We start from the raw sequence: 25,775 nt of genomic DNA, 5'->3' as shown, positions 1-25,775 counted from the left end.
TGCACTGTGGCTTTATTAACGCTAAATAACGCTAATAAAGCCGCGCTCACTTTATGAAACCAATTTTCGTTCGTGGCGTCTCTAATCAATTTAGACTGACACTGGCAATTATATTGTCGGTGGCTTTGCTTGCCGCTAATCATCGCTTAGATCCTATTCGTCAATCTCTCTCTTCAGTTTTGAGCCCTTTGCAGTATTTAGCCAATGTGCCAGGTGTGATGCTGGACTGGTCTGCCGAGGCTTTTGCTACCCGAAATATGCTTGAGTTGCAAAACAAAGAGTTGTTACGCCAACAATTGGTGATGTCAGAGCGTTTGCAGCGATTTGAACATGTACGCCAAGAAAACGAGCGTTTACGTGCCTTGTTAGGCTCTCCTGTTCACATGGACTCTCGTAAAGTGGTTGCTGAAGTAATGGAAGTGGCCAGTGATCCGTTTCGGCAATTTGTGGTGTTAAACCATGGCTCACAAACCGGTGTTTATGTGGGTCAACCTGTGGTTGATGCGCAAGGGGTTGTCGGGCAGGTTATTGAAGTTAGCGAATTTACCAGCCGAGTGTTAATGGTGTCTGACACCTCTCATGGTATTCCTGTGCGTGTTACTCGTAATGATGTTAGAGCTATTGCCAATGGTACTGGTGATATTGATCAAATTGAGCTTCGCCATGTCGCCAAAAGTACTGACATTATTGCCGGTGATTTATTAGTGACCTCTGGTTTGGGTAACCGCTTTCCTGAAGGTTATCCTGTTGCACGTGTCATTAGTGTTTCGCGCGACGATGGTCAAAGTTATGCGGTGATTAATGCGCAGCCGTTAGCGGCATTAGATCGTATACGGTATGTGTTATTAATTTGGCCAGATGAAACAACCCCCTTTACTTTACCGGCTGATTTAGTAGAGCTTATTGAGAAAAATGTAGCAGCATCTCAGGCAACGGGTGAGCAGACAACAGAACAGCAAGCAACTGGTCAGCAAGCCACATCAACAACAGGTGACAATGCTTCCTTAAATCAGCCAGCTGTTAATCCGGCTGGGGCTAACGCTCAAAACCCGACAGTCGTTGATCCAACAGGAGCGAATACTCAAACCTCGCCAGCTGTTAATCCGGCTGGAGCGAATACTCAAAGCCCGCCAGCTGTTAATCCGGTGGCAACAAATGATCACAACCAGTCTTCATCAGAGCCAATAACTCAGTCTAGTGAGGTGAATCAATGAGTGCGCACATCGCTAATGGTCGTCTCGTTGTATGGCTAACTATTTTTATTGGAATGATGTTTCAAATTATGCCGTTACCTAGCATGGTTGAGCATTGGCGTCCGGATTGGTTATTGATGGTTATGGTTTACTGGGCTATGGCGCTGCCGCATCGGTATAGCATTTTAACCGCTTGGGTACTTGGGGTCATGCTCGATGTTTTGCTTGGGGCAACGTTAGGTATCCGTTCACTAGCGTTATCGCTGGTGATTTATATCGTCGTTCTTTTGTGTCAACGTCTACGCAACTATCCTCGCTGGCAACAGTCATTAGTCATTGCTGGGTTAATATGTGTTTATCATGCGGTGATCTTTTGGGTACAGTTTGTTGTTGTCGGTGAAACTCCTTTTGATTTAACGATGTTTTTACCCGCGATATCTAGCTTGTTTATTTGGTGGTGGGTATTCTGGATTTTACGCAACATCCGTCGTCGGTATAAAGTACGTTAAACGGGTTTTTATCCTGATTTAATGCCTAAAATGAGTGAATTAACATGACTTGGGTATTGGCCTCAACCTCACCAAGAAGAAAAGAATTACTGGCGCAAGCAGGATTTAGCTTTCCTGGCTTTAGTTTCCAACTTGTGGCGCCCGATATTGACGAAACGCCTAAAGCTAACGAGTTAGCTGAAGACTATGTGTGCAGATTAGCAGTCGAAAAAGCCCTCGCTGGGCTTAAGTTAACGACTCAACTTAACCAGCCCAAAGTGCTCGGCTCAGACACCATAGTGGTGCTTAATGGGGTGATTTTAGGAAAGCCGATAGACGCGAATGACGCAAAGCGAATGTTAGCTTTGTTGTCAGGTAATACCCATGAGGTGATGACCGCCGTTGCGTTAACCGATGGTCAGCATACTTTTAGCAGGCTTTGCAGAACACAAGTAAGCTTTTGTGCATTATCAGCCACCGATATTGACGCCTATGTCGCCTCGGGTGAGCCGATGGACAAGGCTGGCGCTTATGGCATTCAAGCATTGGGCGGCTGTTTTGTGAAGTCGATTACGGGTAGTTATTCCGCTGTAGTGGGCTTACCGTTAGTTGAAACACGAGAATTATTAGCCTGCATGATGCAGCAAACTTAACCTTTTGCTTTAATCGGTCTTCATACGGTGGTGCAACTGCTGTCAATATTACGATTGGAGCATGACCTCTATACTGGTGGCCTATGAACATAAAAGCACAACGTAAAAAAGGCACAGAACTGCTCATCAATGTTACGCCAACAGAAGCGCGAGTGGCATTGGTTGAACACGGTGTTTTGCAAGAAGTCCATATTGAGCGTCGCATGAAACGAGGCTTGGTGGGAAATATTTACAAAGGCAAAATTAGCCGCGTGCTACCCGGTATGCAGGCTGCTTTTGTGGATATTGGTTTAGATAAAGCCGCGTTTTTACATGCATCTGATATTGTTCCCCACACAGAATGTGTTGCCGATGTTGAAAAGGGCAACTTTGTGGTGCGCGATATCGCTGAGCTCGTGCGCCAAGGCCAAGATATTATGGTGCAAGTGGTTAAAGACCCGCTTGGCACTAAAGGCGCTCGCCTTACTACCGATATTACCTTACCTTCTCGTTATTTAGTGTTTATGCCAGGCTCTAGTCATGTTGGTGTGTCGCAACGTATTGAGCTTGAAGAAGAGCGTCAGCGCCTTAAAAACATCACTCTGCCTTATGTTGACGATGATGGCGGCTTTATTATCCGCACAGCAGCAGAAAATATAGGTGAAGACGAGCTTGCACAAGATGCGGCATTTTTACGCCGTGTGTGGGCCAAAGTTAGCGAGCGTCGTAAACGTAAAGGCGCTACATTACTGTATCAAGATCTTGCATTACCCGTGCGAATTATTCGTGATTTTGTCGGCACCGAGCTTGACCATATTCAGGTCGATTCTCGTCGGACCTATGCTGAGTTACAACAGTTTGCTCAAGAATTTATGCCAGAAATTGCCGACAAAATTGAGCATTACGCAGGCCCAGCCCCTATTTTTGAATTGTATGATGTTGAAAATGAAGTACAGCGGGCTCTTGGGCGTAAAGTAGAGCTTAAGTCCGGTGGTTATTTAATTATTGACCAAACCGAAGCCATGACCACAGTCGACATCAACACGGGTGCGTTTGTGGGGCATCGTAATTTAGAAGAAACCATCTTTAATACCAATCTCGAAGCCACGCAAGCCATTGCCAGACAGTTACGTTTACGCAACTTGGGTGGCATTATTATTATCGATTTTATCGATATGATGAACAATGAACATAAAGCGCGAGTGCTTGAAAGCCTCAATGCCGCATTGGCGCTTGATCGTGTTAAAACCAGTGTGAGTGGTTTTTCGGGGCTAGGCTTGGTTGAAATGACGCGCAAGCGTACCCGTGAAAGCCTTGAGCATGTGGTGTGTGGTGAATGCCCATCGTGTCAGGGTACCGGTACGATGAAAACCGTCGAAACCGTATCTTATGAAATATTTAGAGAAATTATTCGGTTAAACAGAGCCTACAAAGCTGATGAGTTTTTATTGTATTGCTCACCGGCAGTTTACATGAGCTTAAGTGGTGATGAGTCGCATTTGCTGGCCGAACTTGAAGTGTACATTGGTAAACGTATCCGCCTGCAAAATGAGCCCTTATACATTCAAAGCAAATATGATGTGGTGATGATGTAGTGTCAACAATTCGGGCAATGAGCATCAACAGGATCTGTTGGCAAATTTTGGCAATCACGCTGGTGCTATTTGCACTGGTTGTTAGCCTTATTCGTGGTTTGTTGCCCCATATTCCTGAAGTGCGTACTGAATTAGTTAACTATTTACATACCGAGTACCAACTAGAAGTGCAAATGGATCAATTGAATGCCCAGTGGCAAGCGTTTGGTCCCGCATTAAGCATCAAAAACTTAAACCTGCCGCCACAAGAGTTAATGCCGATCACGGTAATTAGTGAAAATGTCCACATTAAGCTCGATTTTTGGCAATCTGTTTTTACTCTTAGCCCACAAGTTGAAACCGTAATATTTGATGGTGTGAGTATTGCCATTAATCTTGATCAAATAGCAGACGGTGCTGAACACTCGCAATCCACGACTAACTTAGATTGGCTCTATGGCTTGTTATTGGAGCAGTTAGGGCATTTTTCGATAACAGATGCCTCAATACAGCTCATTAGCCGTGATCATGATTACCGACCAATTTACATTGATAACCTTGAGTGGCAAAACAGTCAAAATCGCCATCAGGCACAAGGTTTGGTCCATGTTGATGAGCTTGAATCTAAACACGAGCAATTGATCCTTAAGATAGATCTTAGCGGCGACGGTTATCAACCAGAGTCTATTGCTGGGCAATTGTACGTTTCTGCTGACTCTCTGGATTTAGGTGAATGGGCTTCTCGTCAGCATAGTGCAAAAGCCAATTTAGATAATATTGAGTTTCAAGGGGTCATCAACCTTGATGCCTGGATGACATTTGCCAATCGAAAAGTTCGTGATGGCATGTTGGTGTTTAAACCCAGTTGGTTGCAGTGGCGCGATAGTGACACCCAACAAAAATTTGCCATTGAGTCAGGTGTTTTACAATGGACGCCAGAGCAAGACGGTTGGAAACTAGCAAGCCACGATTTAGCCTTATCGACAAATGACCAAGCCTGGCCACAATTAACAATGGCTTTTGCTGCACGTAACGGCGAAATGTTTGGTTATATCAATCAACTTATACCGCCATTATTAAAACCCATGTTGCCGCTGGTCCCAGATTTAGGCTTAGCGCAAGTCAATACATGGCAACAACTTAACCCACAAGGAACGATTGGGCCGATCAGGTTATACAAACCCCCACAACAACCGTTTATTGTTAGCGCTGAGGTAAAACAATTACAATGGCAACCCTATGGAGCCGTGCCCGGTTTAAATCCTATTGATCTCACCCTAACCTGGGCAAATAACCAACTGGATTTTGCACTACCGCAACAAGCTTACCAATTTGATTTTGGCGATAGTTTTAGTCAGCCTCTTGCATTGCAAGGTGAGGCAATTAATGTCCGTATCGCGTTAGCTCAACATCGTCTTACAATTGATAACATCAGCTTAAGTAATGCCGATATTGCAATACAGGCAGGGGTCAATATTGCGTTAAATGACACAGCTCATTTAGCGTTAGCAGCCAATATGGATATTTTTGACGTTGCCAATGCTGGCCGATATTTTCCATTAATGGCCATGAGCCCAGCTTTGGTGTCTTACCTCAATGGTGCGTTAAAATCGGGTAAAGTCGATCAGGCTCAAGTGTTATGGCATGGCGAGCTTAGTGGCTATCCTTATCAAGATCACAGCGGTGTGTTTCAAGCCGCTTTTACATTGCAAGATGGACTGTTTCAATTTCAACCCGACTGGCCTGCAGTCAGCGAGTTAACCTTATCTGCTTTATTTGAAAACGCCCTGATGGATCTGCGCTTAGACCAGGGTTTATTAGGCAATGTTGTGGTTGATGGTGCTCGGGTGTCTATTCCTCAGTTAGGCCACACATCGTTATTAAAGGTTGAGGCAGACATTACAGCCGATGCTCAGGCTGCGACCGATGTGATTAATCTATCGCCGCTTAAAGACTCAGTGGGAGCCACACTAGATGTTGTGCAAATTAAACAGCCTATTGGCGTTAAACTAGACTTAGCCATTCCGCTTTATCGTGGTGGTCAACAACAGATAAAAGGCCTAGTGAATTTAGTGGATAATCCGGTGTATATCGCCACACCCGGCCTTGAGTTAGAAAACGTATCTGGGCAAGTGAGTTTTGTTAATCAATTAATTGAAGCTAAAGACATAACGGCACAACTGTTTGAGCAACCCTTAACATTCAGTGTTGCTACAGGTAAGCAAAACGAACATTTTGCCTTAAATGTGGATATGGGTGGGCGCTGGGATCTCGATAACCTGTCAAGTGAGCTCACAAATCCGCTGACAGGTTTGTATCATGGCGAGTTAGAGTGGGATGGTGCGCTAACGATGGTTTTTGACCCAAGCGGATACAGCTTACAGGTGTCGGCAAATTCAGACATGCTGGGTGTTGCACTTGATTTACCAGCCCCTTACGCCAAAGCCGCCATTGAACCTAAAAAACTCCGCGCCGATCTGATTGGCGATAATAAGCAATCATCGCTGAGCATTAAACTTGGCAACGAGGTGGAGTTTTGGGGCGGATTTAACGCTGAAAATGGCGGACAACTCGCATTTTATGATGTGATGGTTGGGCGACAATTTAAAGTCGGCGACAAACTCAAGAAACAATTTGGCCACCTACACCTCGACTTACCCAAAGTAGAATTAGCGCAATGGCTGCCACTGATTAAACGTTTTAGCGCAGTAGCAGAACCAGAAGTGATAGCTTCATCAGTGCGCGATCGTATTTTAACCGACACTGAAATACCCAGTATTATTGCAGCAAATTCAGCCGTTGCAATTGACGATACTACACAAGCAGTGCTGCCGCCATTAGTGGGGATCCACGCCAATGTGGCTCAACTTAATGTACTGGGGCAAACGTTTGATGAACTGCAATTTGACGCTGAGCCGACAGACAGCGCATGGCGCTTTGATGCCATTTCACAACAGTTTAACGGTAGAATTGATTTATACTCAAATTGGCGTGAACAGGGGATTAAGGTTGCTGCAAAGAAACTTTTCTTATCGTCGCCAAAACAGCTAACACCACAAAACGAACAGCTCGATGACATTCAACACGCTAGCATAGTGATGCAACTGCCTACATTGGCCGTAGAGGTTGACGATTTTAGTTTTGATGAGCTGCCTTTGGGGCACTTAATGTTGCAAGGCCTGCCCACCGACCAAGGTTATCAATTTACAACGCTTTCTTTGACCAAACCAAGGCTATCTTTGCAAGCAAATGGCCAATGGTTACTCAAAGACGGAGCAGACAGCACAGAGTTTGAACTTAAACTTCAGGCAGAAAAATTTGATGAGTTATCAACAACCTTAGGTATTAACCCAGGGCTTAAAGATTCTCCACTAATGCTAAGCGGTAACGTGTCGTGGCTCGCAGCCCCGTATCATTTTTCACTTGATACCTTAAACGGTCAGCTAAAGTTTGACATAGGCAAGGGGTATTTATCTGAAATCAGTGACAAAGGTGCCAGGGTGTTTTCGTTGTTTAGTTTGGATTCATTATTGCGTAAATTGTCGTTAGACTTTTCAGACGTATTTGGTCAAGGGCTGTATTTCAATGCATTTACCGGCAATTTAGCCATTGATAATGGTGTTGTCAAAACCACCGACACAGAAATGGATGCCATAGCCGGTAATATGAAAGTAAGAGGTTTTACCGACTTAACCACCCAAAGCCTTAATTATGATATCCGTTTTGTGCCGCAACTGGCCTCAAGTGTGCCTACCGTGGTATTGCTCAGTACCAGTGCGTGGACCATGGGTCTAGGCGCTTTTGCACTGACCAAAGTGTTAGAACCAGTGATAGAGGTGATTTCAGAAATACGTTTTCGGGTGACAGGGACCATGGACAATCCTCAACTTGAAGAATTAGAGCGTAAAAGCAAAGAGATTGAAATTCCAGAGGCTATATTACCCAGGCCCGATGAAACCATAACGGATGGGAGCCAGACTATGCCGACTAAAGAACAGAATATAGAACAGCAAAACCTGACACCTAAAGCAGAAGCGCCCAAGGTTGATTCAGGCGTTCCCATCGCCAGTGTCGTGACGCTTCAAGGAGCACAATATGCAAATCAGCTTATTACAATGCCAGAGCAGCCGCGATGTTCAAGCCAACCTCGCTTTTATCGACTCGCAGCTTAAGTTATTACCACGAGAGCCTAACGAGCCACAATTAGTGGTATTGCCAGAATGTTGTTTGTTGTTTGGCGGCCACGAAAGTCAACAATTGCAGTACGCCGGTAGCGAACACCAAAGCGAGCTGAAAACTGCGTTGGCCAATATGGCCAAACAGTATCAAGTGTATCTTATTGCTGGCACCATTCCGATGCGTGCTAATGATGGCAGAGTGTTTAGTCGCTGTTATTTTTTTGATGATCATGGCGTCACCCTAGGTCATTACGATAAACTGCATTTATTCGATGTCGATGTTGCCGATGGCACTAAAACCTATCGTGAAAGTGACACCTTTCATCCTGGCAACCATTTGTGTGTCATAGATACGCCTTTTGGTAAAGTGGGACTTGCCATTTGTTATGACATTCGTTTTGGCGATTTGTTTAGGGCGCTGCGTTTAGCTGGGGCTGATTATATTGCCCTGCCATCTGCCTTTACCAAAGTAACCGGCGAGGCGCACTGGCAAGTGTTATTACAGGCCAGAGCCATTGAAACTCAATGCTATTTATTGGGCGCAGGCCAATGGGGGCAACATAATCAAGGCAGCCGAGAAACCTGGGGCCACAGTATGATTGTTGATCCATGGGGCAGGGTGATTGCCCAGCGTGCAACGGAGTGCGGTTGGGCACAAGCTAAGGTCGATCTCAGTGAGCTACAACGTATACGTCAACAAATGCCTGTTATTGGCCATAACCGTTTTATTGCGCCGCAATTAGCCCCTGTTTAGCTCGGCGCTACATACCTCATTCGCACAACGCGTTAGTGATTAATTAAAGAGAATTTGAATGCCATTTTTAACTCAAGTAGAGCAAAGCTTATTGCACGATGGATTAACCTTAGATGGACTGCAAGGTTACTTAAATACCATTCATCAACACAATATTGATTTTTCAGATATGTATTTTCAAGGTTGTCGCCATGAGTCGTGGGTGTTAGAAGATGGCATAGTAAAAGAAGGCAGTTTTCATATTGAACGCGGTGTTGGAGTGCGAGCCATTAGCGGTGAAAAAACCGGTTTTGCTTACGCCGATGAAATCACTCCAGTGGCACTTGATGCCGCCGCGAAAGCCGCTCGTGGCATCGCCAGTGCCGGTCAGCAACATAAAGTGCAAGCGTTCAAACGTCAAACCGCACATAAACTCTACGACAGTGCCGATCCAATAGCGGCAATGGATGAAGTTAAAAAAATTGATTTACTTAAACAAGCCGATGCCTACATTCGTAGTCTGGACAGCCGTATTATTCAGGTTGTTGTAAGCTTATCTGGCGTACATGAAGAGATATTGATTGCCGCAAGCGACGGAACATTAGCCGCAGATATTCGCCCTTTAGTGCGCTTTAATTGCAGCGTTATTTTAGACGATAACGGCAAACGTGAGCGCGGCAGTGCTGGTGGCGGTGGTCGTCATGACTACAGTGTGTTTTTAGCCACTGATGACGCCGGTTTACCACAAAGTTTTGAGTTTGCCCGTGAAGCTGTGCGTCAGGCCCAAGTTAACGTCAATGCCATAGATGCTCCAGCGGGTGAAATGCCAGTGGTATTAGGCAGTGGCTGGCCAGGCGTATTATTGCACGAAGCCGTTGGCCATGGCCTAGAAGGTGATTTTAACCGCAAAGGCAGCAGTGCATTTAGTGGCAAAATCGGTAAGCAGGTTGCATCAACATTAGTCACAGTTGTAGACGATGGCACAATTGAAAACCGCCGCGGTTCGTTAAGCATTGATGATGAAGGTGTGCCAAGCCAAAAAACCACTTTAATTGAAAATGGTATTTTAAAAGGCTACATGCAAGATAAACTCAATGCTCGATTAATGGGCCAGGCGCCTACCGGTAATGGTCGCCGCGAATCATATGCTCACCTACCCATGCCTCGAATGACCAACACCTATATGAATGCGGGTGACACTAACCCTGCCGACATTATTAAGTCAGTTAAAAAAGGCATTTATGCACCTAATTTTGGTGGCGGACAAGTAGATATTACCTCAGGTAAATTTGTGTTCTCAGCTTCAGAAGCCTACTTAATTGAAGATGGTGAAGTCACGCAAGCTATTAAAGGTGCGACCTTAATTGGTAACGGCCCAGAAGCCATGGGATTAATCTCAATGGTAGGTAATGATTTAGCCTTGGATAAAGGCGTAGGTGTTTGCGGCAAAGATGGTCAAAGTGTGCCTGTTGGCGTTGGCCAGCCCACATTAAAAATTGACCGGTTAACCGTAGGCGGCACCGCATAATCTAATACCAATATTTTAATAATGCACCTCAAACTTAAAAGTCTAAGTAACTGTGATTGTTTAGATATTTAATCGAAATGGTAACAGCACATTGATGGGTTTAATGTAAACTCATCAATTTTGATTGAATATTGTTTTGGTGAGTTTGTGCAATGGGTGGCTGATAAAAAACGCGATACAGGGTATAATTCATCAGGGAATAGAGCAAAAGCTCTAGAGGTGATTATGATTGTAGCTAATAGTATGGGTCGATATGTGTGGCGCTTAACGCGAGTGCTAGGCTTGGCTGTTTTGAGTATCACGGCGTTAGCCAATACCAGTGTAGCGTATGCTGAAAACATGAGCTTTTCTCAAGCTTGGTCGCAATTGTTACACGTGAGCGATCAACTCCAGGCCAAAAATCAACTTGTTAATCGTGCCAAAGCAAAAGAAGCCGCGGGTGATGCGTTAAATTATCCATCATTAAATGTGGCCGGAAGTTACACCCGCCTTGAAAAACCCATTGAATTAGATTTACAAGATTTAAATCCGCTTGCATCACTCGATGTGAGTTCATTACCCAGTGCCGTTACTGAAGTATTGGCCACCATTCCAAGCTCCATGTATGTAACCCCATTTACCGAACAAGACGTGTTTCGGGCCAGCTTACAAGCCATGTGGCCGATATACACAGGCGGGCGTATTACTGCAGCTCAAGGGATCCATGCTGCACAGGTATCAGAGTCAGAGTCTGAGTTTGCCCTAGCTCAACGCGAGTTATTTTTACAATTAGTTGAGCGATACTATGCCGTGTCGGTAACGCAAACGTTAGCAGAAACCCAAAAACAGCTGGTGGATTCCTTAAGCTTACATGTATCGCACGCTGAAAAACTTGAACAGCAAGGCCAAATTGCCAAAGTAGAGCGCCTCAATGCACAAGTCGCACTCGAAAACGCCAAAGTGGATTGGGGTAAGGCAAAGCGACAATATGAAATGGCCGACATCGCGTTAGCGCGAATGCTGCATGTACCAAAGGTGAATCCTAGTACAGACTTATTTATGCTTGAGCAACAACCGTCGTTGTCACGGTTAAGTCAGCTCACTTTAAGTGAACACCCAGCGTTAACATTACTTGAGGCCAAAGAAGCGCAAGCAAACGGATTGGTGGACCTAGAAAAAGGCGGATATTACCCAACTGTGTACTTATACGGCAATTACACCTTGTATGAAGACGACAGTTTATTTTCGCAAGTGGAGCCCAACTGGCTGGTCGGCGTTGGTGTGAGTGTTCCGCTTATCAGCCGTGACGGCCACAGTGGTAAGGTGCTGGCGGCTAAAAGTGCATTATTACAAGCGCGGTATACCAAAGCCCAAACCCGGCAAGATTTAAGTTTATTGGTTGATCAAAGTTACCGACAAATGCTGCAAGCCAAAGAGGAGGTTGACGCGCTTGATGTGTCACTTGCATTGGCCACAGAAAACCTTCGATTACGTGAATTAGCATTCAACCAAGGGTTATCCACATCTATTGATCGTGTCGATGCCGAGTTAAGTTTAACTGCGGTAAAAACCAAACAGCTCGGCGCTCAATATCGTTATATGCAGGCCTATGCCAAAGTCATGGCGATAAGTGGTCAGGTCGACGACTATATTAATCGAACTCAAATTCAGGGAGCCTCAAATGCGGACCAATAGAGTTATCGCCGTATTGGCATTGCTGTTGTTATTGTTACTGCTAGGCTATGGGCTTATGCTGGCGTTTACCCCCAAGCCTATGGTGTTGCAAGGGCAAATTGAGGCGCGCGAATACAATATTTCCTCAAAAGTCCCGGGTCGTATTGAGCAGGTGTTAGTGCGTAAAGGCGATAAAGTGGCTCAAGGTGATATTTTATTTGCCATAAGTAGCCCTGAGTTAGACGCAAAACTAATGCAAGCACAAGGCGGATTAGATGCTGCTAACGCAATGCAGCAGCAAGCTAATAATGGTGCCAGACAACAAGAAGTTACCGCCGCACAAGAGCAATGGCGTAAAGCACAAGCCGCGACAGCGCTTAGCCTTACCACTTATCAACGTGTTGAAAACTTATTTAACGAAGGCGTGATTGCCCGGCAAAAACGCGATGAAGCATACACTCAATGGCAAGCGGCAAAATACACAGAGCAAGCCGCTCTTGCCATGTATCAAATGGCCGAAGAAGGCGCTCGCAGTGAAACCAAAGCCGCAGCTGCGGGCCAAACCCGTATGGCAGAAGGTGCAGTGAAAGAAGTGAATGCCATTTTAGCCGACAGCCAAATGCGCTCGCCAAAACAAGCTGAAGTAAGTGATGTATTGCTCCAAGCTGGCGAGCTTGCTCCGAGCGGCTTCCCTGTGGTGAGTATTATTGATATGTCAGATGCCTGGGCTGTTATGCAAGTGCGCGAAGACCAGCTCAGTCTATTTAAGCAAGGACAAACCTTAACCTTGGCCATTCCTGCGCTGCAGCAAAAGGTTGATTTTGTGGTGTCGCACATTAGTGTAATGGGTAACTTTGCCACCTGGCGCTCAACTGAAAGCGGCCACGATTTTGATATGCGCACCTTTGAGGTCGAGTTGACACCAAAGCAACCTATAGCCGATTTACGCGTTGGCATGTCGGTCATATTTCGTCTAGACAAACTTGACCAGTAAGCCACATTTTAAGGCTTAATAATGAGACAGTTATTTAAGCGAGAACTCAACATACTGTGGCATTCTCCCTGGCAGCTCGCATTGATAAGCTATATTCCGCTGATTGGTGTGTTGGCGCTATGGTGGTTGTTTAGTGCAGGTTTACCACGGCAACTGCCCGTGGCGCTAGTGGATCTGGATAACAGCCAAATTAGCCGAATGCTGAGCCGTCAGCTGTTGGCCAACTCAGTGATTGCGCCGCAATCGTTTGCTAATGAAGCTCAAGCAATTGAGGCCATGCGTCAAACTCAAGTATACGCAATGGTTGTCTTGCCTTATCAGCTAAAAAAAGATCTGCTTACTGGGCATCAACCCACCATCGATATTCGCTACAACAGCCAGTTTTTACTAGTGGGTAAATTACTGTCTAGTCAATTACAGTTGAGCCTGGCAGAAGGTCTAAGTCATATTGGCCAACAAAGGTTATTGCTTAACGGGGCCAATAAAGCCACAGTTGACGTCAGCCTCACGCCAATCACTAATCAAACCACGGCATTGTTTAATCGTAACAACAATTACGTTGGCTTTTTAGTGCCGCCCATTCTTATCGCGTTATGGCAATTGTTAGCGATGTTGGTGTTTGTGAACAGCCTTAATAAAGAGCTGATTCTGCATCAAGAACGTTATTATTTACCCCATAATATTGGGGCGCTTATTGCCACCAAAATACTGCTTTATAGCCCTATTATGTTATTGCATAGCGGGTTTATTTTATTGTGGCTTTATCATTACCTAAGCCTGCCAGCAGCTGGCGCGTTGATTGATTTAGTGCTGGCGCAATTTGCTATGTTACTGGCGTTATGGACACTGGTGTTGGTGATTTTTATGGCCATGCGAGATAGCGCGCGTACCGTGAGTTTTTGCACGGCATTATTGGCTCCAGCCTTTGCATTTATGGGAATAACCTTTCCGGTTAATGATATGCCTTTGCTTGCTCAGTGGTGGCGCTTAGTGATGCCATCGAGCCATTACATTGACTCTCATGTAAGCGTCATTAGCTATGGTGTCGACCTACCCTATGTTGTGGCACAAATGGGTTCCTATTGGGGCTTTTTATTGCTAGTGCCCGTGATTGTGTGGTTAGCCCATAAAGCCAAACAGCTGCCTCGTAATCAATTGAGCACCACCATAAGCGACCAGGAGGCGAGCCAATGAGTTTTTGGCAGTTAATGCTGGCTGAAGTAAAAGCCATTTTGGCCGACAAGGCCATCGCGGTGACGCTATTTGGCGGGGTGTTATTTTATTCGGTACTGTATCCGCTTCCTTATTTGCAACAGGTGCCAACAGAGCAGCAAGTGGTGGTGGTTGATCACGATAATTCCTCGCTTAGCCGCTTAGTGACCCGTCATGCTGATGCCAGTGCCAAAATACATATACTGGCTAACTTAGCCAGTATTGATGAAGCCCAAGCTTGGGTAAACCAGGGCAAAGCTCACGGCTTGTTAGTGATCCCGGCAAACTTTAGGCGAGATCTATTAATAGGTAAGGGGGCAACCTTAAGTTATGGCGGCGATGCCAGTTACTTTTTAATTTATTCGGCGGTAGCAGAGGGCTTAGTTGCAGCAGGAATTGATGCCAGTAAACATGTGCAACTTATTGGTTTATTGTCTCGGGGGCAAAATCCGCAGCTGGCAGAGCAAAGTGTTAACTCAATTAATATTAATGCCAATCCTGTATTTAACCCAAGCCTTGGATACACCCCGTATGTGGTGCCCGGGCTATTTTTACTCATTTTGCATCAAACGTTGTTAATTGGTACAGGCATTTTAGGGGCGGGACAATGGCGCAAAAAAGGCTATTGGCAACAGGTTAGCCCAGGCTTGTTAGTGATGGCCCGATTAAGTGTATTTTTACTCATGTATGGCGTGTTTAGTGGTTTTTATTTGGGTTACTGTTTTTATTGGTATCAAGTGAGTGTTTTGGCAACTATTATCGAAGTTGCTTTGTTTATGTTGCCTTTTTTATTAGCAACAGGTGCATTAGGAATACTGTTGAGTTGCATGTTTAAGCGGCGTGACTTTCCTACCCAATTGTATTTATTGATGTCGATGCCGGTACTTTTTGTATCGGGGTTTGTGTGGCCCATCGCATTGATCCCAGAGCCTCTTGTTGCTGTGTCGCAGGTTATTCCTGCTGTGCCGGCTATTATGGGAATGCTAGAGTTAAATCAACTCGGTGCGCTGTGGTCTGCGGTACAACCCAAGTGGCTACAACTTTGGGTTTTATTTGCTGTGTTTGTTTGCCTTGCTATTTGGGCTGTTGCGCAAAAACAAAAGCAAGCGGTTGGCATAAAAAGTGACGTGTTAAGCGAGTAGGGTAAAAAAATAGACAGGTAGTCAACTGTTCCGCCTGTCTATTTTATCACATTGAGAGTGCTGTGATTGGCCCTAAAGGGTATCAAGTTGATTGACGTGAACCGTAACGGTTTTTGGTCAACCTCCAATTATAGCACCCCTGATTGAGCTGTGTTTAATGCTGCTTCTAGGCGTTCAAGATTGTGCTTGTAGATACTGCTGCTGTCAGCTTTTGCTGCGCGCTTAAAGTCTTCTAATGCGCCTAAATTGTCGTTGTTGAGAAGCTTCATCACACCACGGTTATTGTATGCATAAGCACGCACTGACATTGATGGAATAGCGACTTGAGTGCGAGCGCTTTTTACGGCGGCGCTACAGGCTTTTTCTGCTTTTTCCATGTCAGACATTTGAATGTAACCTGCGCATAAGTTCACGTTGCGAGAATAGTCGTCAACCGTATATTTACTTGCAGACAGAGTTGCAGTTAGCCCTTCTTCTACATTACCAGCTTGCAATGCTGTTACACCTGGTACATCTTCAATTAATACCATTTTATATGCAGTACTGCTTAACGCTTGGCCTTGTATATCGGCCATCACACTTGTTGATGTGGTAAGTAATACTGAGGCACAGATTAGGCCATTAACAATGCTCTTTTTCATGGTTTGCTCCTTTTAAGTTGTTGTAGCGCCGCGCTACAGGTGAACTTTAGTGAAAAGGAATACAGGCGACAAACGATAAAAAACGCATTAATGGATTAAAATAATTCACCTATACATTAAGAGGTATTTTGTTTTCGTTGTGGTGTCACATTTTATGTGTTGTGTACGCATGGAAAGACTCAATGGCGCCGCGAACACGCAACGTAATCGACGCCAAAAGAAGGCTTATGATATTTCAAGTTACTACTGGCTTTCGTCATGAAAGCTTTTAAGGATCCAGTCAATAAGCAGTTGCACCTCGGGGCGATGTTGCTCGTTGGTGTGGCGTACCAGGTAATAGCGGTCGTGGCTATAAAGTGGCTGAGGGAACAAGGATATAAGCGTGTGATTATCAAACCATGCCTGGCTGATAGGTAACGGAATTAGCGCAACTCCAAGCCCTTGTTCTGCTGCGCGGGCGACACTGAACATACTGTCTAATTGAATAATTTGTTTAGGTTTAAATTGATCATACCCAATATTTTCGGCCCATTGGTGCCAGGCGTAAGGCCTAGCTTTATGTAATATTAACGGCACTTTGGTTAATGCTTTAAAGCCTTGTGAGGACAGCTCGCTGTGGAGTTGCGGATTACAGGCCGGAATATACGTGATAGGAAATAAATCATAAACATCGTCACTGGCTTGCTGCTTACCTGAGAGCATAATTGACACGTCTGTATGCTTAATCACATCACTGCGAGACTTAATGGTTTCAAGTTTTAGATTGATGTTGGGGTAACTCGATGACCACCCAATCAGTTTGGGCATAAACAGCTCGCTGGCGAAAAACTCAGGCATGGATATGCTCACTTCAAGCATACGATCTGACTGATTAAACTCGCTAACCGTATTAACCAATTGCTGCATAATGGGCTCAATGGCCTGATAAAACCGAGCGCCAACTTCTGTTAATGCTATTGAGCGAGTTTGACGAATAAAGAGCGTTTGGTTGAGGGTTTCTTCAAGTTGCTTTATTTGATGGCTAACAGCCGAAGGCGTAAGGTACAGCTTTTGTGCTGTCTCTTTAAAACTTAAACATTCGGCAGCTACACAAAAACACCGTAAACCGCGCATTGAGGTATGTAAAGGGAGCATTCAATTCTCTACAAAAGCAAATAATGACCTTAGGATTAATGAAAATCATGACAATAGGTCGAGAGTGGTGATAGACGATATAGCAATGAATGCAGCAAAGTTTAGACCATGCTATAAAATTATTACATAACAATATGTTGGAATGCTTACTATTTAGCATTTGAGTCGTGTTAGTGCTTTGTCGACACATTGGTGCACCCTGTTGGTGCGATTTGTTATCAAAAATAAAGCAGGGCTAGTACTTATTGGCTTGGTTTATTTAAAAATAGAGTGTTTCTTTCTGCTCGCCATCAATGAAAATGTCGCACTTGTCAGCCGTGCTGTTTTTTGTTGATTGAACAATACTGGCCACAACACCAAAAGCACCACCTTGGTCGCCTAAAACAGAACCAAAATAGCAATCGCCTTTAATAGCCATACCATTTAGCTTGGCGTTAAGGTGTTGGGTTGGGGTCATAGGAGGGAATCGACCTTGCATGATTGCGTCGCCATTGGCGATAAGTTGCAGTTTGTTTTTTTCTTTGTCGTAAATGCCGCCAAAAATGATAGTTTGGTCATTGACTACAACTGTTTTATTTTGTGCCACGATAGGAGGTTTAGCTGCACACGCGCTGAGAAGCACTGCGGCAGTTAACATAGAAATCACATGAGTTTTGCGCATTATTTTTCCTTAGTCTGCGTCGAAAGACATTACCTGTCTCTCGTATTAATAAACTAGCCCTGTTTATATAATGTTTCTCGCAATAGGAGACTGAAATATCAGTTTTTACCGTATTTCGGACGATATTGTAACAACTTATTAGCAAATGCCAACCAAAAAAAAGCCCGCTATTTCAGCAGGCTTTAGGTTTTTTAAGGGTTGTTACAACAAGGTCACCGAAAAATTCAAGGTGCTAGTTACACCTTTTGGTGTGGTTGCCGTTAGGGTTATTAGGCTAGTTCCTGGCGTGTCTTCATTTTTAAGTGTAAACGATGTAGCGGTACCGCCAGCTGAATTTCGATTAGGCACAGTATATCCCGCAAATGTTAATTCACCTTCGCTACTGCTCACCGTCAAGGTTGTGCCAGAGGGGAGTATTTGGTCTGCACTGTCGCTTAATACCACGGTAAAGGTTGCTGAGTCGCCATTGGCCATGTCTTCAATGTCGTTATCAAAATCAGTAATCACTGAACCATTTTGGCTTACAGTAAAGTTGGCTGTTGAGCCTGACATGGTTAACACCAAGGCTTTACGGATGTAGGTTGTCATGGCCGTGCTGTTGCATAAACTGCCCAAGCACTGAGGGCCGTTAAACACATCGTCACCTTCTTGGAATTCGTCGATTGATTTTGTATTAAAGTACGGCTCACCTAAATCGTAAGTACGAGACTCATTGTCATCTCTAAAGGCATCTGGTAAATCAACAAAACCACCGTCATGGTAGGTTTCTATGTCCATACCGTTACCGCTACAGGGCTCAGACGTTGTGCCAATTAAACAGCCATCAACTGCACTACCATCTTCATCATCAAACATGTTGTTGCCATTGGTGTCAAAGAAGGTCTCGTGCCCAAGGGCGTAAGCTAAAATGGTGATGCGGTGATCGCTCACCCGTGGTGATGCCGATGTCCAGGTGACGCTACAGCTCCCGCTTACGATGCTACATGAAGGCTCAATTTGGCCGCCTTCTGTTGTAAAGTTAACTGTAGTATCGTCTGGCGCTGGGTTGCCAAAGCTGTCAGATGCATACACGGTAATGGTGACATCTTCACCGTTGTAATCACCAGCTTCTGGGTTACTGTTTGAACTTGAAATACTAAAACCTAATTGCTGCGGCAAACCAGTGTTAACAGTGAGCTGTTCAGATTGGCTGGTAATGGTGTTGCCAGTATCAATATCGGTCGTTGATGCCATTACGCGTACAGGCGTAGGAATAGTACCAGCTTGCACTCTCACACTTACCAGACCTTCAGAATTAGTAATACTGCTATCAGTAGTCTCGCCATTAGAAAATACCAAGCCACCCACTGTGGTGTCGAGGCTAAAGTCAACCTCTTGCTGGGCTGCTGGCTGGCCATTAGCACTGCTTACCAAAAACGTTACCAATGAGGATTCTGTGGTATCTGTGCCACCAGAACCTTTGATGCGGATTTGCGTTGGGTCTGCAGACACAAAACTAATATTTGATAATGTTTGGCGTGCTAATGCGAACGATAAACTGGCGCTTAAACTGGTGTCATTTACCGTTGCGCTGGCGACGATGGTGTCTGTGCTTTCACTGTTGCCACTACAGCTGGTGTCAGAAAATGTCGAGCTTGCTGAGCCTGCAACAGTCGTGACTGGAGAATCTAGGGTTGCATTGTCGTTAGTGGTGCAATCTGAACTAAAACTAATGCTAATTGGGCTTTGCAGGCGGGTAATGGTGCCGTCAGCTGCTTGTGTTACTAACGTGGCGGTAACGCCAAAAGTACCACCTGCACTAATAGTATACTCGCCATCTGCATCAGCAGTGAGTGTGGTGCCTAGTACGTTTTCAATAAACTCACCGCTGGCATTGTAAGACCCTATTTTTATTGTGTCGTCAGTAATGACATCGGTAGAGGCTAGCACTTCATAAGCGCTAGTGCTGGTTAATGTGGTGTCGTCATATTCTACAGTGGCCGTGAGTAAACTGGCTCCTAATTCAGAATCGGTCGGGGTAAAGCTTAATGTGGCAATGCCTGTATCTGTGGTCAGTGCTGTTGAGGGCGTTAGTGTGGCGCTGCCGGCATTAAATGTAACAATTTGATTGGCAATACCCTGGTTGCTGCTGTCGGTTAATTGCGCGTTGAGTTGCACCGTATCGCCCACATTAAAACGGGTAGTTACACCGTTGCTGTCACTAATTGAAACCGTGAAATTCACCGCCTCTACCGGTGTTGTAGTGGTGTATTCTTTAAATTGGTAATTACGGCTGGCACTGATGCTTTCATCATCTGAGCTAAAGGTCGCTGTTAGCGTGCCCGCTTCTGTGCTGGTGGAACTCAACAAGGTGGTGGCGATACCGCTTGAGTCTGTTAGTACCGAGGCATTACTGAGTGTGGCGTTGGTGGTGCTAAATTCAATGAGTGCACCGCTGACATTGGCGCTACCTAATGTGAGTTTAGCAACAACACAAACACTGTCATTGAGATCAAATATTAAGCTGTCGGTACTGGCATCACACTGGCCATTGGCTACATCCTGGTAGCTAACCGACAGACTATAACTGTCATCTGATGTATCTGAATCGGTGCCGTCTGCGGCACCGTTACAACCTGTAAATAACAATATTGAAGCAAGAGATAAAAAAAGTGCACGTATCGTTGTTACAAGCTGCATTAGCAACATCCTTATTTTGTTATTCAGATAATGTGTAAATAAACGTTAGTCTTTTATTTCAGCTCTCAAATACTTAAACAGTTCTTTTGACGACTTTGACTCAGGCCCTTTCGCTAATTCTTTGTTGGCCTGACGGATCAGCTGACGTAATTTTTGACGGTCTAGATGTGGATGTTGATCCAAAAGCACCTGAACTTCATCGTCACCGTTAGTCAATAAACGCTCGCGCATTTTTTCAAAAATCTGTATCTGAGCGGCTTCATTATTATTCTTATTCAACACTTTATCTAGTGCTGCTTGAATAGGTTCGTGATCAAAACCACGCATCAATTTGCCAATATATTGTAAATGACGGCGATATGCTTCAGTTTTTTGTTTGATCAATTTAGATTTTAAAATGGCGTCATAAAGAAATTCATCTAGATCCATTTTATCTAATTGGGTTTTGCTTAGGGCAACTAGGCGCATGCCAAGGGCTTGAGCTTCTTCGCTTTCTTTTTTAAATCCAGTTCTGCTGACGTATTCGTCATCGTTATCATAGGGCTGCTGAAAGTGTTCAGAATCGCCAACAATCTTCATAGTCTTAACCTCGAGTCAATATAGGTTAATGATAGCATTTATTTGGCATTGAATATGCAGATTTTATTCAAGATATCGGGTTGGTTATCAATCGGCTTTTTAATTTGATATGCTAGCGTCAATTAGACTAATTAAAGAGTAAATTTGTGGCTTCTCATCCTTCTTCAGCGCCTAGCGCCAGTGAACCAACACCAAGAATTGATTCTGAATTATCGGCACTAAAAGATGCCGTAGCCGTTGCTTTAGAGTACGCGAAACAACTGGGCACAACTGCCGCAGAAGTCGCTATTAGCAAGCAGCAGGGCTTGTCGGTTTCTACTCGCGAGAAAGAAGTCGAGACCGTTGAGTTTAACAAAGACGGTGCATTAGGGATCACCATTTATCGTGATGGCCGTAAAGGTAACTCTTCAACCTCAGATTTAAGCCCAGAGGCCATCCGTGAAGCCGTAAGAGCGGCCGATGGTATTGCTAAATACACCTCAGAAGACCCATTTAGTGGTTTAGCTGATGCAGCATTAATGGCGCAAGATATTCGCGATTTACAGCTGTATCATCCACAAGATATTGATGCCGAAGAATTAGCGCAATTGGCTATTCGGGCTGAAGAGGCCAGTTTGTCGGTTGATAGCCGCATTCGTAATTCAGACGGTGCCACAGCCAATGCGCACACTGCCGCCAAAGTGTACGGTAATAGTCACGGATTTTTAAATGGGTATTGCAGTTCGCGTTACAGCTTAAGTTGTGTAGTGATAGGCGAAGAGTCTGATGGTAATATGCAACGCGATTACGATTATACCGTTGCCCGTAAGTATCAGGAGTTATTGTCTCCAGAGGCGGTTGGCCAGCAGGCGGCTAATAAAACCTTAAGCCGTTTAGATGCGCGTAAAATTGCCACTGCTAAAATGCCGGTATTGTTTGCGCCTGAGATTGCCACCGGTTTAATGGGGCATTTAATTGGTGCAATTAGTGGTAGCAGTATTTACCGTAAGTCGAGTTTCTTGCTTGATGCATTAGAAACACAAATATTCCCAGATTGGTTCAGTATTGAAGAGCAACCTCATTTATTAGCTGCGTTGGCCAGTGCTAATTACGACAGCGAAGGTGTCGCAACGCAGTCGCGCCGTATTATCGACAATGGTCAACTTGCCACTTATTTATTGACCAGTTACTCAGCACGTAAACTCGGCATGACCAATACAGGCCATGCGGGCGGTATTTACAACTGGACCTTAAGCCATACTAATCAGACTTTTGATGACTTAGTTAATACGATGAACACAGGCTTAATTGTGACCGAGGTGATGGGCCAGGGGGTTAATGGTGTCACAGGTGATTATTCGCGTGGTGCTGCGGGTTTTTACGTTGAAAATGGCGAGGTGTTGTATCCGGTTGAAGAAATTACTATTGCAGGTAATTTAAAAGAGATGTTTAAAGGCATTCAGGGCGTGGGTAAAGATCGTGATCTGCGCTCATCAATTCGTACCGGTGGTATTTTACTGAGCGAGATGAAAATCGCCGGTAACTAATTTTTTACAATTACCGTAAGCCACATGCCCAATTGGTAAGTCATATTTAAATTAGCTTATTCTAATGTATTCATTTAGACCTCTTATCGGCCGATAAGAGGTCTTTTTATAACCAAAAAAGGCAATCTTGACGTTTTATATATCTACTTTACCTTTCTTGACAGTCGTTTACGCATGCAAAGAGTCATAATACTGCAAATGTAGCTAAGCGGTTAATGGAGTCATTATGTTTAACAAGAAAGTAAGCCAGTTGATAATTATGTCAACGGTTGGAGCGGTTCTATTAGGGTGTGGCTCTGATAGTTCTGATAGCAGTAGCAGCGATGTTGCTTATGTACAATATTACAATGCATCACCTAACAGTACTTCAACATCGTTAGTGTTAGATGACTACTCGTATACCGCAATTGATTTTGCTGATGCCATGCCGCGTTATGGTTACAGTGTCGACAGCGCAGAGTTAGAGATTTATGGTCAAGATGAAGACGGCGAAACTGTTACCGTTTACAGCGATACCATTGATTTAGCCGCCGACGATAACCATTTGTTTGTGCTTTATGGTGATTATCTTGATCCACAATTACTGGATATTAATTATAACCGTGATGAGATGGATGAGCTTAATGCGGATGAAGATTACGAATACAGTAAAATGCAGGTCTTGATTGCCAACGTTGCTACTGACGAAGGCACGTTTGACGCGTATATCTCACTCGATACCCAAACCATTGACGAAGCAGTAATGATTGGCAGTGCTTCATACGGCACTTACACCGACTCAACTATTCTCGATACCGACGATTACATTGTGTACCTAACAACAACAGGCACCAAAGACGTTATTTATACAACGGGTAGCATGGATTTAACCACTGAAACGGTTTACAAGTTCATCATTCGTAACAGTTTTGGTGCAGGTGACATTAAAGTGACTATCGACAGTGTTGATTCAACAACGACTGTTGATAATTATGCAGCGTTAGAAGCAACCGCTGATTATCGCGTATTTAATGGTTTGCAAACTCAAAGCATTGATATTGATATTACCAGTAAGCAAGAAACACAATATTTATATGATGTTTCACCGTTTGCAGTTACCGATTACCAATCAACGTCGTTTAACGATTACGGTATCACGGTAAAAGATGCAACAACTGACGCTAAGCTATTTGATAATTTATTGGTAACCTTTAACCAGGACGACATTAAGTCGGTGCTGATTTATCAAAAAGAAGACAGTTCAGTCAAAGGCATGGTAATCACTCAAGATTTACGTCCACGCGCATACGAATACAAAGTCGATGTTATTAACTTGTCATACGATTATGATGACTTAACTGTGTACTTTGTTCGTGATTCAGAAACCATTGAAACCGCTGAGTACACGTTAACGGATTTAGATTTTGTTGAGCAGCAAAGCACAACTCTGCCTGAAGATGACTATGAAATTAATATAGTGTATGAAGATGACAATGGTACTCAAACACTGGTTTATCAGTCTGAATCAATGAGTATCAGTGGTGGTAGTAACTTTACGTTTGTCTTAACGCCAGACACAGAAAGTGCACTAGGTCATAGACTGACTTCGTTAGACTAATTGAGCTTAAAGCTGGTCTCTAATACGGTATTAAAACAGTAATTAAGCCAGTTTAAAGACGAAAAAGCCGATATCAATGATATCGGCTTTTTTATGTGTTAACGCGTTATAGCACTGGCTTATGAAGTTTATTCGTCTTCATCTTCCACTTTTACGCCCCAGACATCATGTTCATCAGCGTGAATAATTTGTACCCAAACCTGATCACCTGGTTGCACGTCAAACTCGTCGGTTAAATACACTTTACCGTCAATTTCTGGCGCGTCCATGTATGAGCGGCCAATTGCACCTTCGGTATTTACTTCATCAATTAAGATTAAATACTCTTGGCCAATGCGCGCTTGCAACTTGTCGGCACTGATTTGTGCTTGTAGCGCCATAAAGCGTTGTAGACGATCTTCCATAACATCTTCTGGCACATGGTCTGGTAAATCGTTTGCTTTAGCGCCTTCTACCGGTGAGTATTTAAAGCAACCTACGCGGTCTAATTGTGCTTCTTCTAAAAAGTCTAATAGCTCTTCAAATTCTTCTTCGGTTTCACCAGGAAAGCCGACAATAAAGGTTGAACGAATCACTAATTCTGGACAAATCTCGCGCCATTTGGCGATACGTTCTAATACTTTGTCTGAGCTACCAGGGCGTTTCATTAACTTCAATATACGTTTGTTGGCATGCTGAAACGGAATGTCTAAATAGGGCAGAATTTTACCTTCGGCCATTAATGGAATAATGTCATCCACATGTGGGTAAGGGTAAACATAATGCAAACGCACCCACACGCCTTGTTTGGCTAATTCTTCACAAAGCTGTTGCATGTGAGTTTTAACTGGCATGCCATCCCAAAATGCCGTTTTGTGTTTAACATCAACGCCATAAGCTGACGTGTCTTGAGATATCACTAATAACTCTTTAACGCCGGCGTTGACTAAGCGCTGGGCTTCGCCGAGTACGTCACCAATAGGGCGAGAGTCTAAATCTCCGCGCATTGATGGAATAATGCAGAAGGTACAACGGTGATTACAGCCTTCAGATATTTTTAAATAGGCGTAATGCTTTGGTGTTAGCTTAATGCCATGATCAGGCACTAGGTCCATCAGTGGATTGTGCTTAGGCTTTTCAACATGCAGGTGCACTTGTTTAAGCACTTCATCATAGGCATGTGGGCCGGTAACGCCTAACACGTTAGGGTGAAGTTCAACGATTTCATCTTTTTTAACGCCTAAACAGCCTGTTACAAGCACTTTGCCATTTGCAGCTAATGCTTCGCCAATGGTTTCTAACGACTCTTGTACCGCGCTGTCAATAAAGCCACAGGTGTTCACAATAACGAGGTCAGCATCGTCATAACTGTTGGTTACGTCGTACCCTTCTGTGCGAAGTTGGGTGAGGATCCGTTCTGAGTCGACTAAGTTTTTTGGACAGCCCAATGAAACAAAACCAATTCGATTACCAGTACTTGGGATGCTTGTGCTGTTAGCCTCAAGAGTTTTTACTGGGATATCGAGCGTGGTTGTTTGCTTGGGTGTAAATGTTTCAACAGTCATAAGATCTCACACATAAAGTTAACGGATAACATGGGCATAAAAATGTTGGCGGATTATACCTGAAAGTCACGAAAGGTATAGAGCAAT

At 44.3% G+C, this 25,775-nt stretch carries 19 protein-coding genes; 13 read left to right on the top strand and 6 right to left on the bottom strand.

The genetic code is table 11. The features are described from left to right. Positions 1 to 53 precede the first annotated feature (53 nt). The 11 genes from mreC to IEW93_RS12255 all read left to right on the top strand — a co-directional run bounded on the left by mreC (position 54) and on the right by IEW93_RS12255 (position 15,327). A complete protein-coding gene (gene mreC, locus IEW93_RS12305) occupies positions 54 to 1,214 on the top strand; it encodes a rod shape-determining protein MreC (protein ID WP_229706681.1) in 1,161 nt (386 codons plus the stop codon). Beyond that, positions 1,211 to 1,702, top strand: coding sequence for a rod shape-determining protein MreD (gene mreD, locus IEW93_RS12300; RefSeq protein ID WP_188739627.1), 492 nt, complete (start codon positions 1,211 to 1,213; stop codon positions 1,700 to 1,702). Before mreC ends, mreD begins: the two co-directional genes overlap by 4 nt. Before the next feature lie 44 nt (positions 1,703 to 1,746). Next, complete coding sequence (locus IEW93_RS12295; protein ID WP_188739626.1) at positions 1,747 to 2,334, top strand: Maf family protein; 588 nt, start codon at positions 1,747 to 1,749, stop codon at positions 2,332 to 2,334. 83 nt (positions 2,335 to 2,417) lie between these two features. Next, entirely contained in the window at positions 2,418 to 3,908 is a 1,491-nt protein-coding gene (gene rng / locus IEW93_RS12290) for a ribonuclease G (RefSeq protein ID WP_188739625.1), read from the top strand. Positions 3,909 to 3,925: 17 nt separating this feature from the next. Further along, positions 3,926 to 8,059 (top strand): YhdP family protein, encoded by a 4,134-nt coding sequence (locus IEW93_RS12285; RefSeq protein WP_188739666.1) that lies wholly within the window; start codon positions 3,926 to 3,928, stop codon positions 8,057 to 8,059. Then, complete coding sequence (locus tag IEW93_RS12280) at positions 7,983 to 8,819, top strand: carbon-nitrogen hydrolase family protein (RefSeq protein WP_188739624.1); 837 nt, start codon at positions 7,983 to 7,985, stop codon at positions 8,817 to 8,819. Before IEW93_RS12285 ends, IEW93_RS12280 begins: the two co-directional genes overlap by 77 nt. Before the next feature lie 58 nt (positions 8,820 to 8,877). Continuing rightward, positions 8,878 to 10,326 carry a metalloprotease TldD gene (gene tldD, locus IEW93_RS12275; protein ID WP_188739623.1) on the top strand — a complete coding sequence of 483 codons (1,449 nt, stop codon included), beginning with the start codon at positions 8,878 to 8,880 and terminating at the stop codon, positions 10,324 to 10,326. 225 nt (positions 10,327 to 10,551) lie between these two features. Next, a complete protein-coding gene (locus IEW93_RS12270) occupies positions 10,552 to 12,000 on the top strand; it encodes a TolC family protein (protein ID WP_223419223.1) in 1,449 nt (482 codons plus the stop codon). Further along, on the top strand, positions 11,987 to 12,973 hold the full coding sequence (locus IEW93_RS12265; protein ID WP_188739622.1) for an HlyD family secretion protein: 987 nt from the start codon (positions 11,987 to 11,989) through the stop codon (positions 12,971 to 12,973). Before IEW93_RS12270 ends, IEW93_RS12265 begins: the two co-directional genes overlap by 14 nt. Positions 12,974 to 12,994: 21 nt before the next feature. Continuing rightward, entirely contained in the window at positions 12,995 to 14,167 is a 1,173-nt protein-coding gene (locus IEW93_RS12260; protein WP_188739621.1) for an ABC transporter permease, read from the top strand. Next, positions 14,164 to 15,327 (top strand): ABC transporter permease, encoded by a 1,164-nt coding sequence (locus IEW93_RS12255; protein ID WP_188739620.1) that lies wholly within the window; start codon positions 14,164 to 14,166, stop codon positions 15,325 to 15,327. The genes IEW93_RS12260 and IEW93_RS12255 overlap by 4 nt, the downstream gene beginning before the upstream one ends. A 128-nt stretch (positions 15,328 to 15,455) precedes the next feature. Here IEW93_RS12255 and IEW93_RS12250 read toward each other — a convergent pair whose 3' ends face one another. The 5 genes from IEW93_RS12250 to yjgA all read right to left on the bottom strand — a co-directional run bounded on the left by IEW93_RS12250 (position 15,456) and on the right by yjgA (position 21,021). Then, positions 15,456 to 15,968, bottom strand: a complete 513-nt coding sequence (locus IEW93_RS12250) for a tetratricopeptide repeat protein (RefSeq protein ID WP_188739619.1) — start codon at positions 15,966 to 15,968, stop codon at positions 15,456 to 15,458. 243 nt (positions 15,969 to 16,211) lie between these two features. Then, positions 16,212 to 17,102, bottom strand: a complete 891-nt coding sequence (locus IEW93_RS12245) for a LysR family transcriptional regulator (RefSeq protein ID WP_188739618.1) — start codon at positions 17,100 to 17,102, stop codon at positions 16,212 to 16,214. Positions 17,103 to 17,361: 259 nt separating this feature from the next. Then, the gene (locus IEW93_RS12240) at positions 17,362 to 17,763 is read right to left on the bottom strand and encodes a hypothetical protein (protein WP_188739617.1); all 402 of its coding nucleotides are present in this window, start codon (positions 17,761 to 17,763) and stop codon (positions 17,362 to 17,364) included. 201 nt (positions 17,764 to 17,964) lie between these two features. Beyond that, positions 17,965 to 20,442 (bottom strand): Ig-like domain-containing protein, encoded by a 2,478-nt coding sequence (locus IEW93_RS12235; protein ID WP_188739616.1) that lies wholly within the window; start codon positions 20,440 to 20,442, stop codon positions 17,965 to 17,967. A 45-nt stretch (positions 20,443 to 20,487) separates the two neighbouring features. Continuing rightward, positions 20,488 to 21,021 (bottom strand): ribosome biogenesis factor YjgA, encoded by a 534-nt coding sequence (yjgA, locus tag IEW93_RS12230; RefSeq protein ID WP_188739615.1) that lies wholly within the window; start codon positions 21,019 to 21,021, stop codon positions 20,488 to 20,490. Between the two features lie 146 nt (positions 21,022 to 21,167). Here yjgA and pmbA point away from each other — a divergent pair, with 146 nt between their 5' ends. Then, entirely contained in the window at positions 21,168 to 22,547 is a 1,380-nt protein-coding gene (pmbA, locus tag IEW93_RS12225) for a metalloprotease PmbA (RefSeq protein ID WP_188739614.1), read from the top strand. A gap of 226 nt (positions 22,548 to 22,773) precedes the next feature. Beyond that, a complete protein-coding gene (locus IEW93_RS12220) occupies positions 22,774 to 24,144 on the top strand; it encodes a DUF4397 domain-containing protein (protein ID WP_188739613.1) in 1,371 nt (456 codons plus the stop codon). Positions 24,145 to 24,272: 128 nt separating this feature from the next. Here IEW93_RS12220 and rimO read toward each other — a convergent pair whose 3' ends face one another. Next, positions 24,273 to 25,688 carry a 30S ribosomal protein S12 methylthiotransferase RimO gene (gene rimO / locus IEW93_RS12215; protein WP_188739612.1) on the bottom strand — a complete coding sequence of 472 codons (1,416 nt, stop codon included), beginning with the start codon at positions 25,686 to 25,688 and terminating at the stop codon, positions 24,273 to 24,275. Positions 25,689 to 25,775 lie beyond the last annotated feature (87 nt).

This window comes from Shewanella inventionis (assembly GCF_014641855.1).
GTDB lineage: Bacteria > Pseudomonadota > Gammaproteobacteria > Enterobacterales > Shewanellaceae > Shewanella > Shewanella inventionis.
This window is presented reverse-complemented; position numbering and strand designations above follow the sequence as displayed.

What these genes read in the sequence shown, in the direction of transcription:
- mreC (WP_229706681.1), top strand. Translation starts at nt 54, where the DNA reads ATGAAACCAATTTTCGTTCGTGGCGTCTCTAATCAATTTAGACTGACA.
- mreD (WP_188739627.1), top strand. Translation starts at nt 1,211, where the DNA reads ATGAGTGCGCACATCGCTAATGGTCGTCTCGTTGTATGGCTAACTATT.
- IEW93_RS12295 (WP_188739626.1), top strand. Translation starts at nt 1,747, where the DNA reads ATGACTTGGGTATTGGCCTCAACCTCACCAAGAAGAAAAGAATTACTG.
- rng (WP_188739625.1), top strand. Translation starts at nt 2,418, where the DNA reads ATGAACATAAAAGCACAACGTAAAAAAGGCACAGAACTGCTCATCAAT.
- IEW93_RS12285 (WP_188739666.1), top strand. Translation starts at nt 3,926, where the DNA reads ATGAGCATCAACAGGATCTGTTGGCAAATTTTGGCAATCACGCTGGTG.
- IEW93_RS12280 (WP_188739624.1), top strand. Translation starts at nt 7,983, where the DNA reads ATGCAAATCAGCTTATTACAATGCCAGAGCAGCCGCGATGTTCAAGCC.
- tldD (WP_188739623.1), top strand. Translation starts at nt 8,878, where the DNA reads ATGCCATTTTTAACTCAAGTAGAGCAAAGCTTATTGCACGATGGATTA.
- IEW93_RS12270 (WP_223419223.1), top strand. Translation starts at nt 10,552, where the DNA reads ATGATTGTAGCTAATAGTATGGGTCGATATGTGTGGCGCTTAACGCGA.
- IEW93_RS12265 (WP_188739622.1), top strand. Translation starts at nt 11,987, where the DNA reads ATGCGGACCAATAGAGTTATCGCCGTATTGGCATTGCTGTTGTTATTG.
- IEW93_RS12260 (WP_188739621.1), top strand. Translation starts at nt 12,995, where the DNA reads ATGAGACAGTTATTTAAGCGAGAACTCAACATACTGTGGCATTCTCCC.
- IEW93_RS12255 (WP_188739620.1), top strand. Translation starts at nt 14,164, where the DNA reads ATGAGTTTTTGGCAGTTAATGCTGGCTGAAGTAAAAGCCATTTTGGCC.
- IEW93_RS12250 (WP_188739619.1), bottom strand. Translation starts at nt 15,968, where the DNA reads ATGAAAAAGAGCATTGTTAATGGCCTAATCTGTGCCTCAGTATTACTT.
- IEW93_RS12245 (WP_188739618.1), bottom strand. Translation starts at nt 17,102, where the DNA reads ATGCTCCCTTTACATACCTCAATGCGCGGTTTACGGTGTTTTTGTGTA.
- IEW93_RS12240 (WP_188739617.1), bottom strand. Translation starts at nt 17,763, where the DNA reads ATGCGCAAAACTCATGTGATTTCTATGTTAACTGCCGCAGTGCTTCTC.
- IEW93_RS12235 (WP_188739616.1), bottom strand. Translation starts at nt 20,442, where the DNA reads ATGCAGCTTGTAACAACGATACGTGCACTTTTTTTATCTCTTGCTTCA.
- yjgA (WP_188739615.1), bottom strand. Translation starts at nt 21,021, where the DNA reads ATGAAGATTGTTGGCGATTCTGAACACTTTCAGCAGCCCTATGATAAC.
- IEW93_RS12220 (WP_188739613.1), top strand. Translation starts at nt 22,774, where the DNA reads ATGTTTAACAAGAAAGTAAGCCAGTTGATAATTATGTCAACGGTTGGA.
- rimO (WP_188739612.1), bottom strand. Translation starts at nt 25,688, where the DNA reads ATGACTGTTGAAACATTTACACCCAAGCAAACAACCACGCTCGATATC.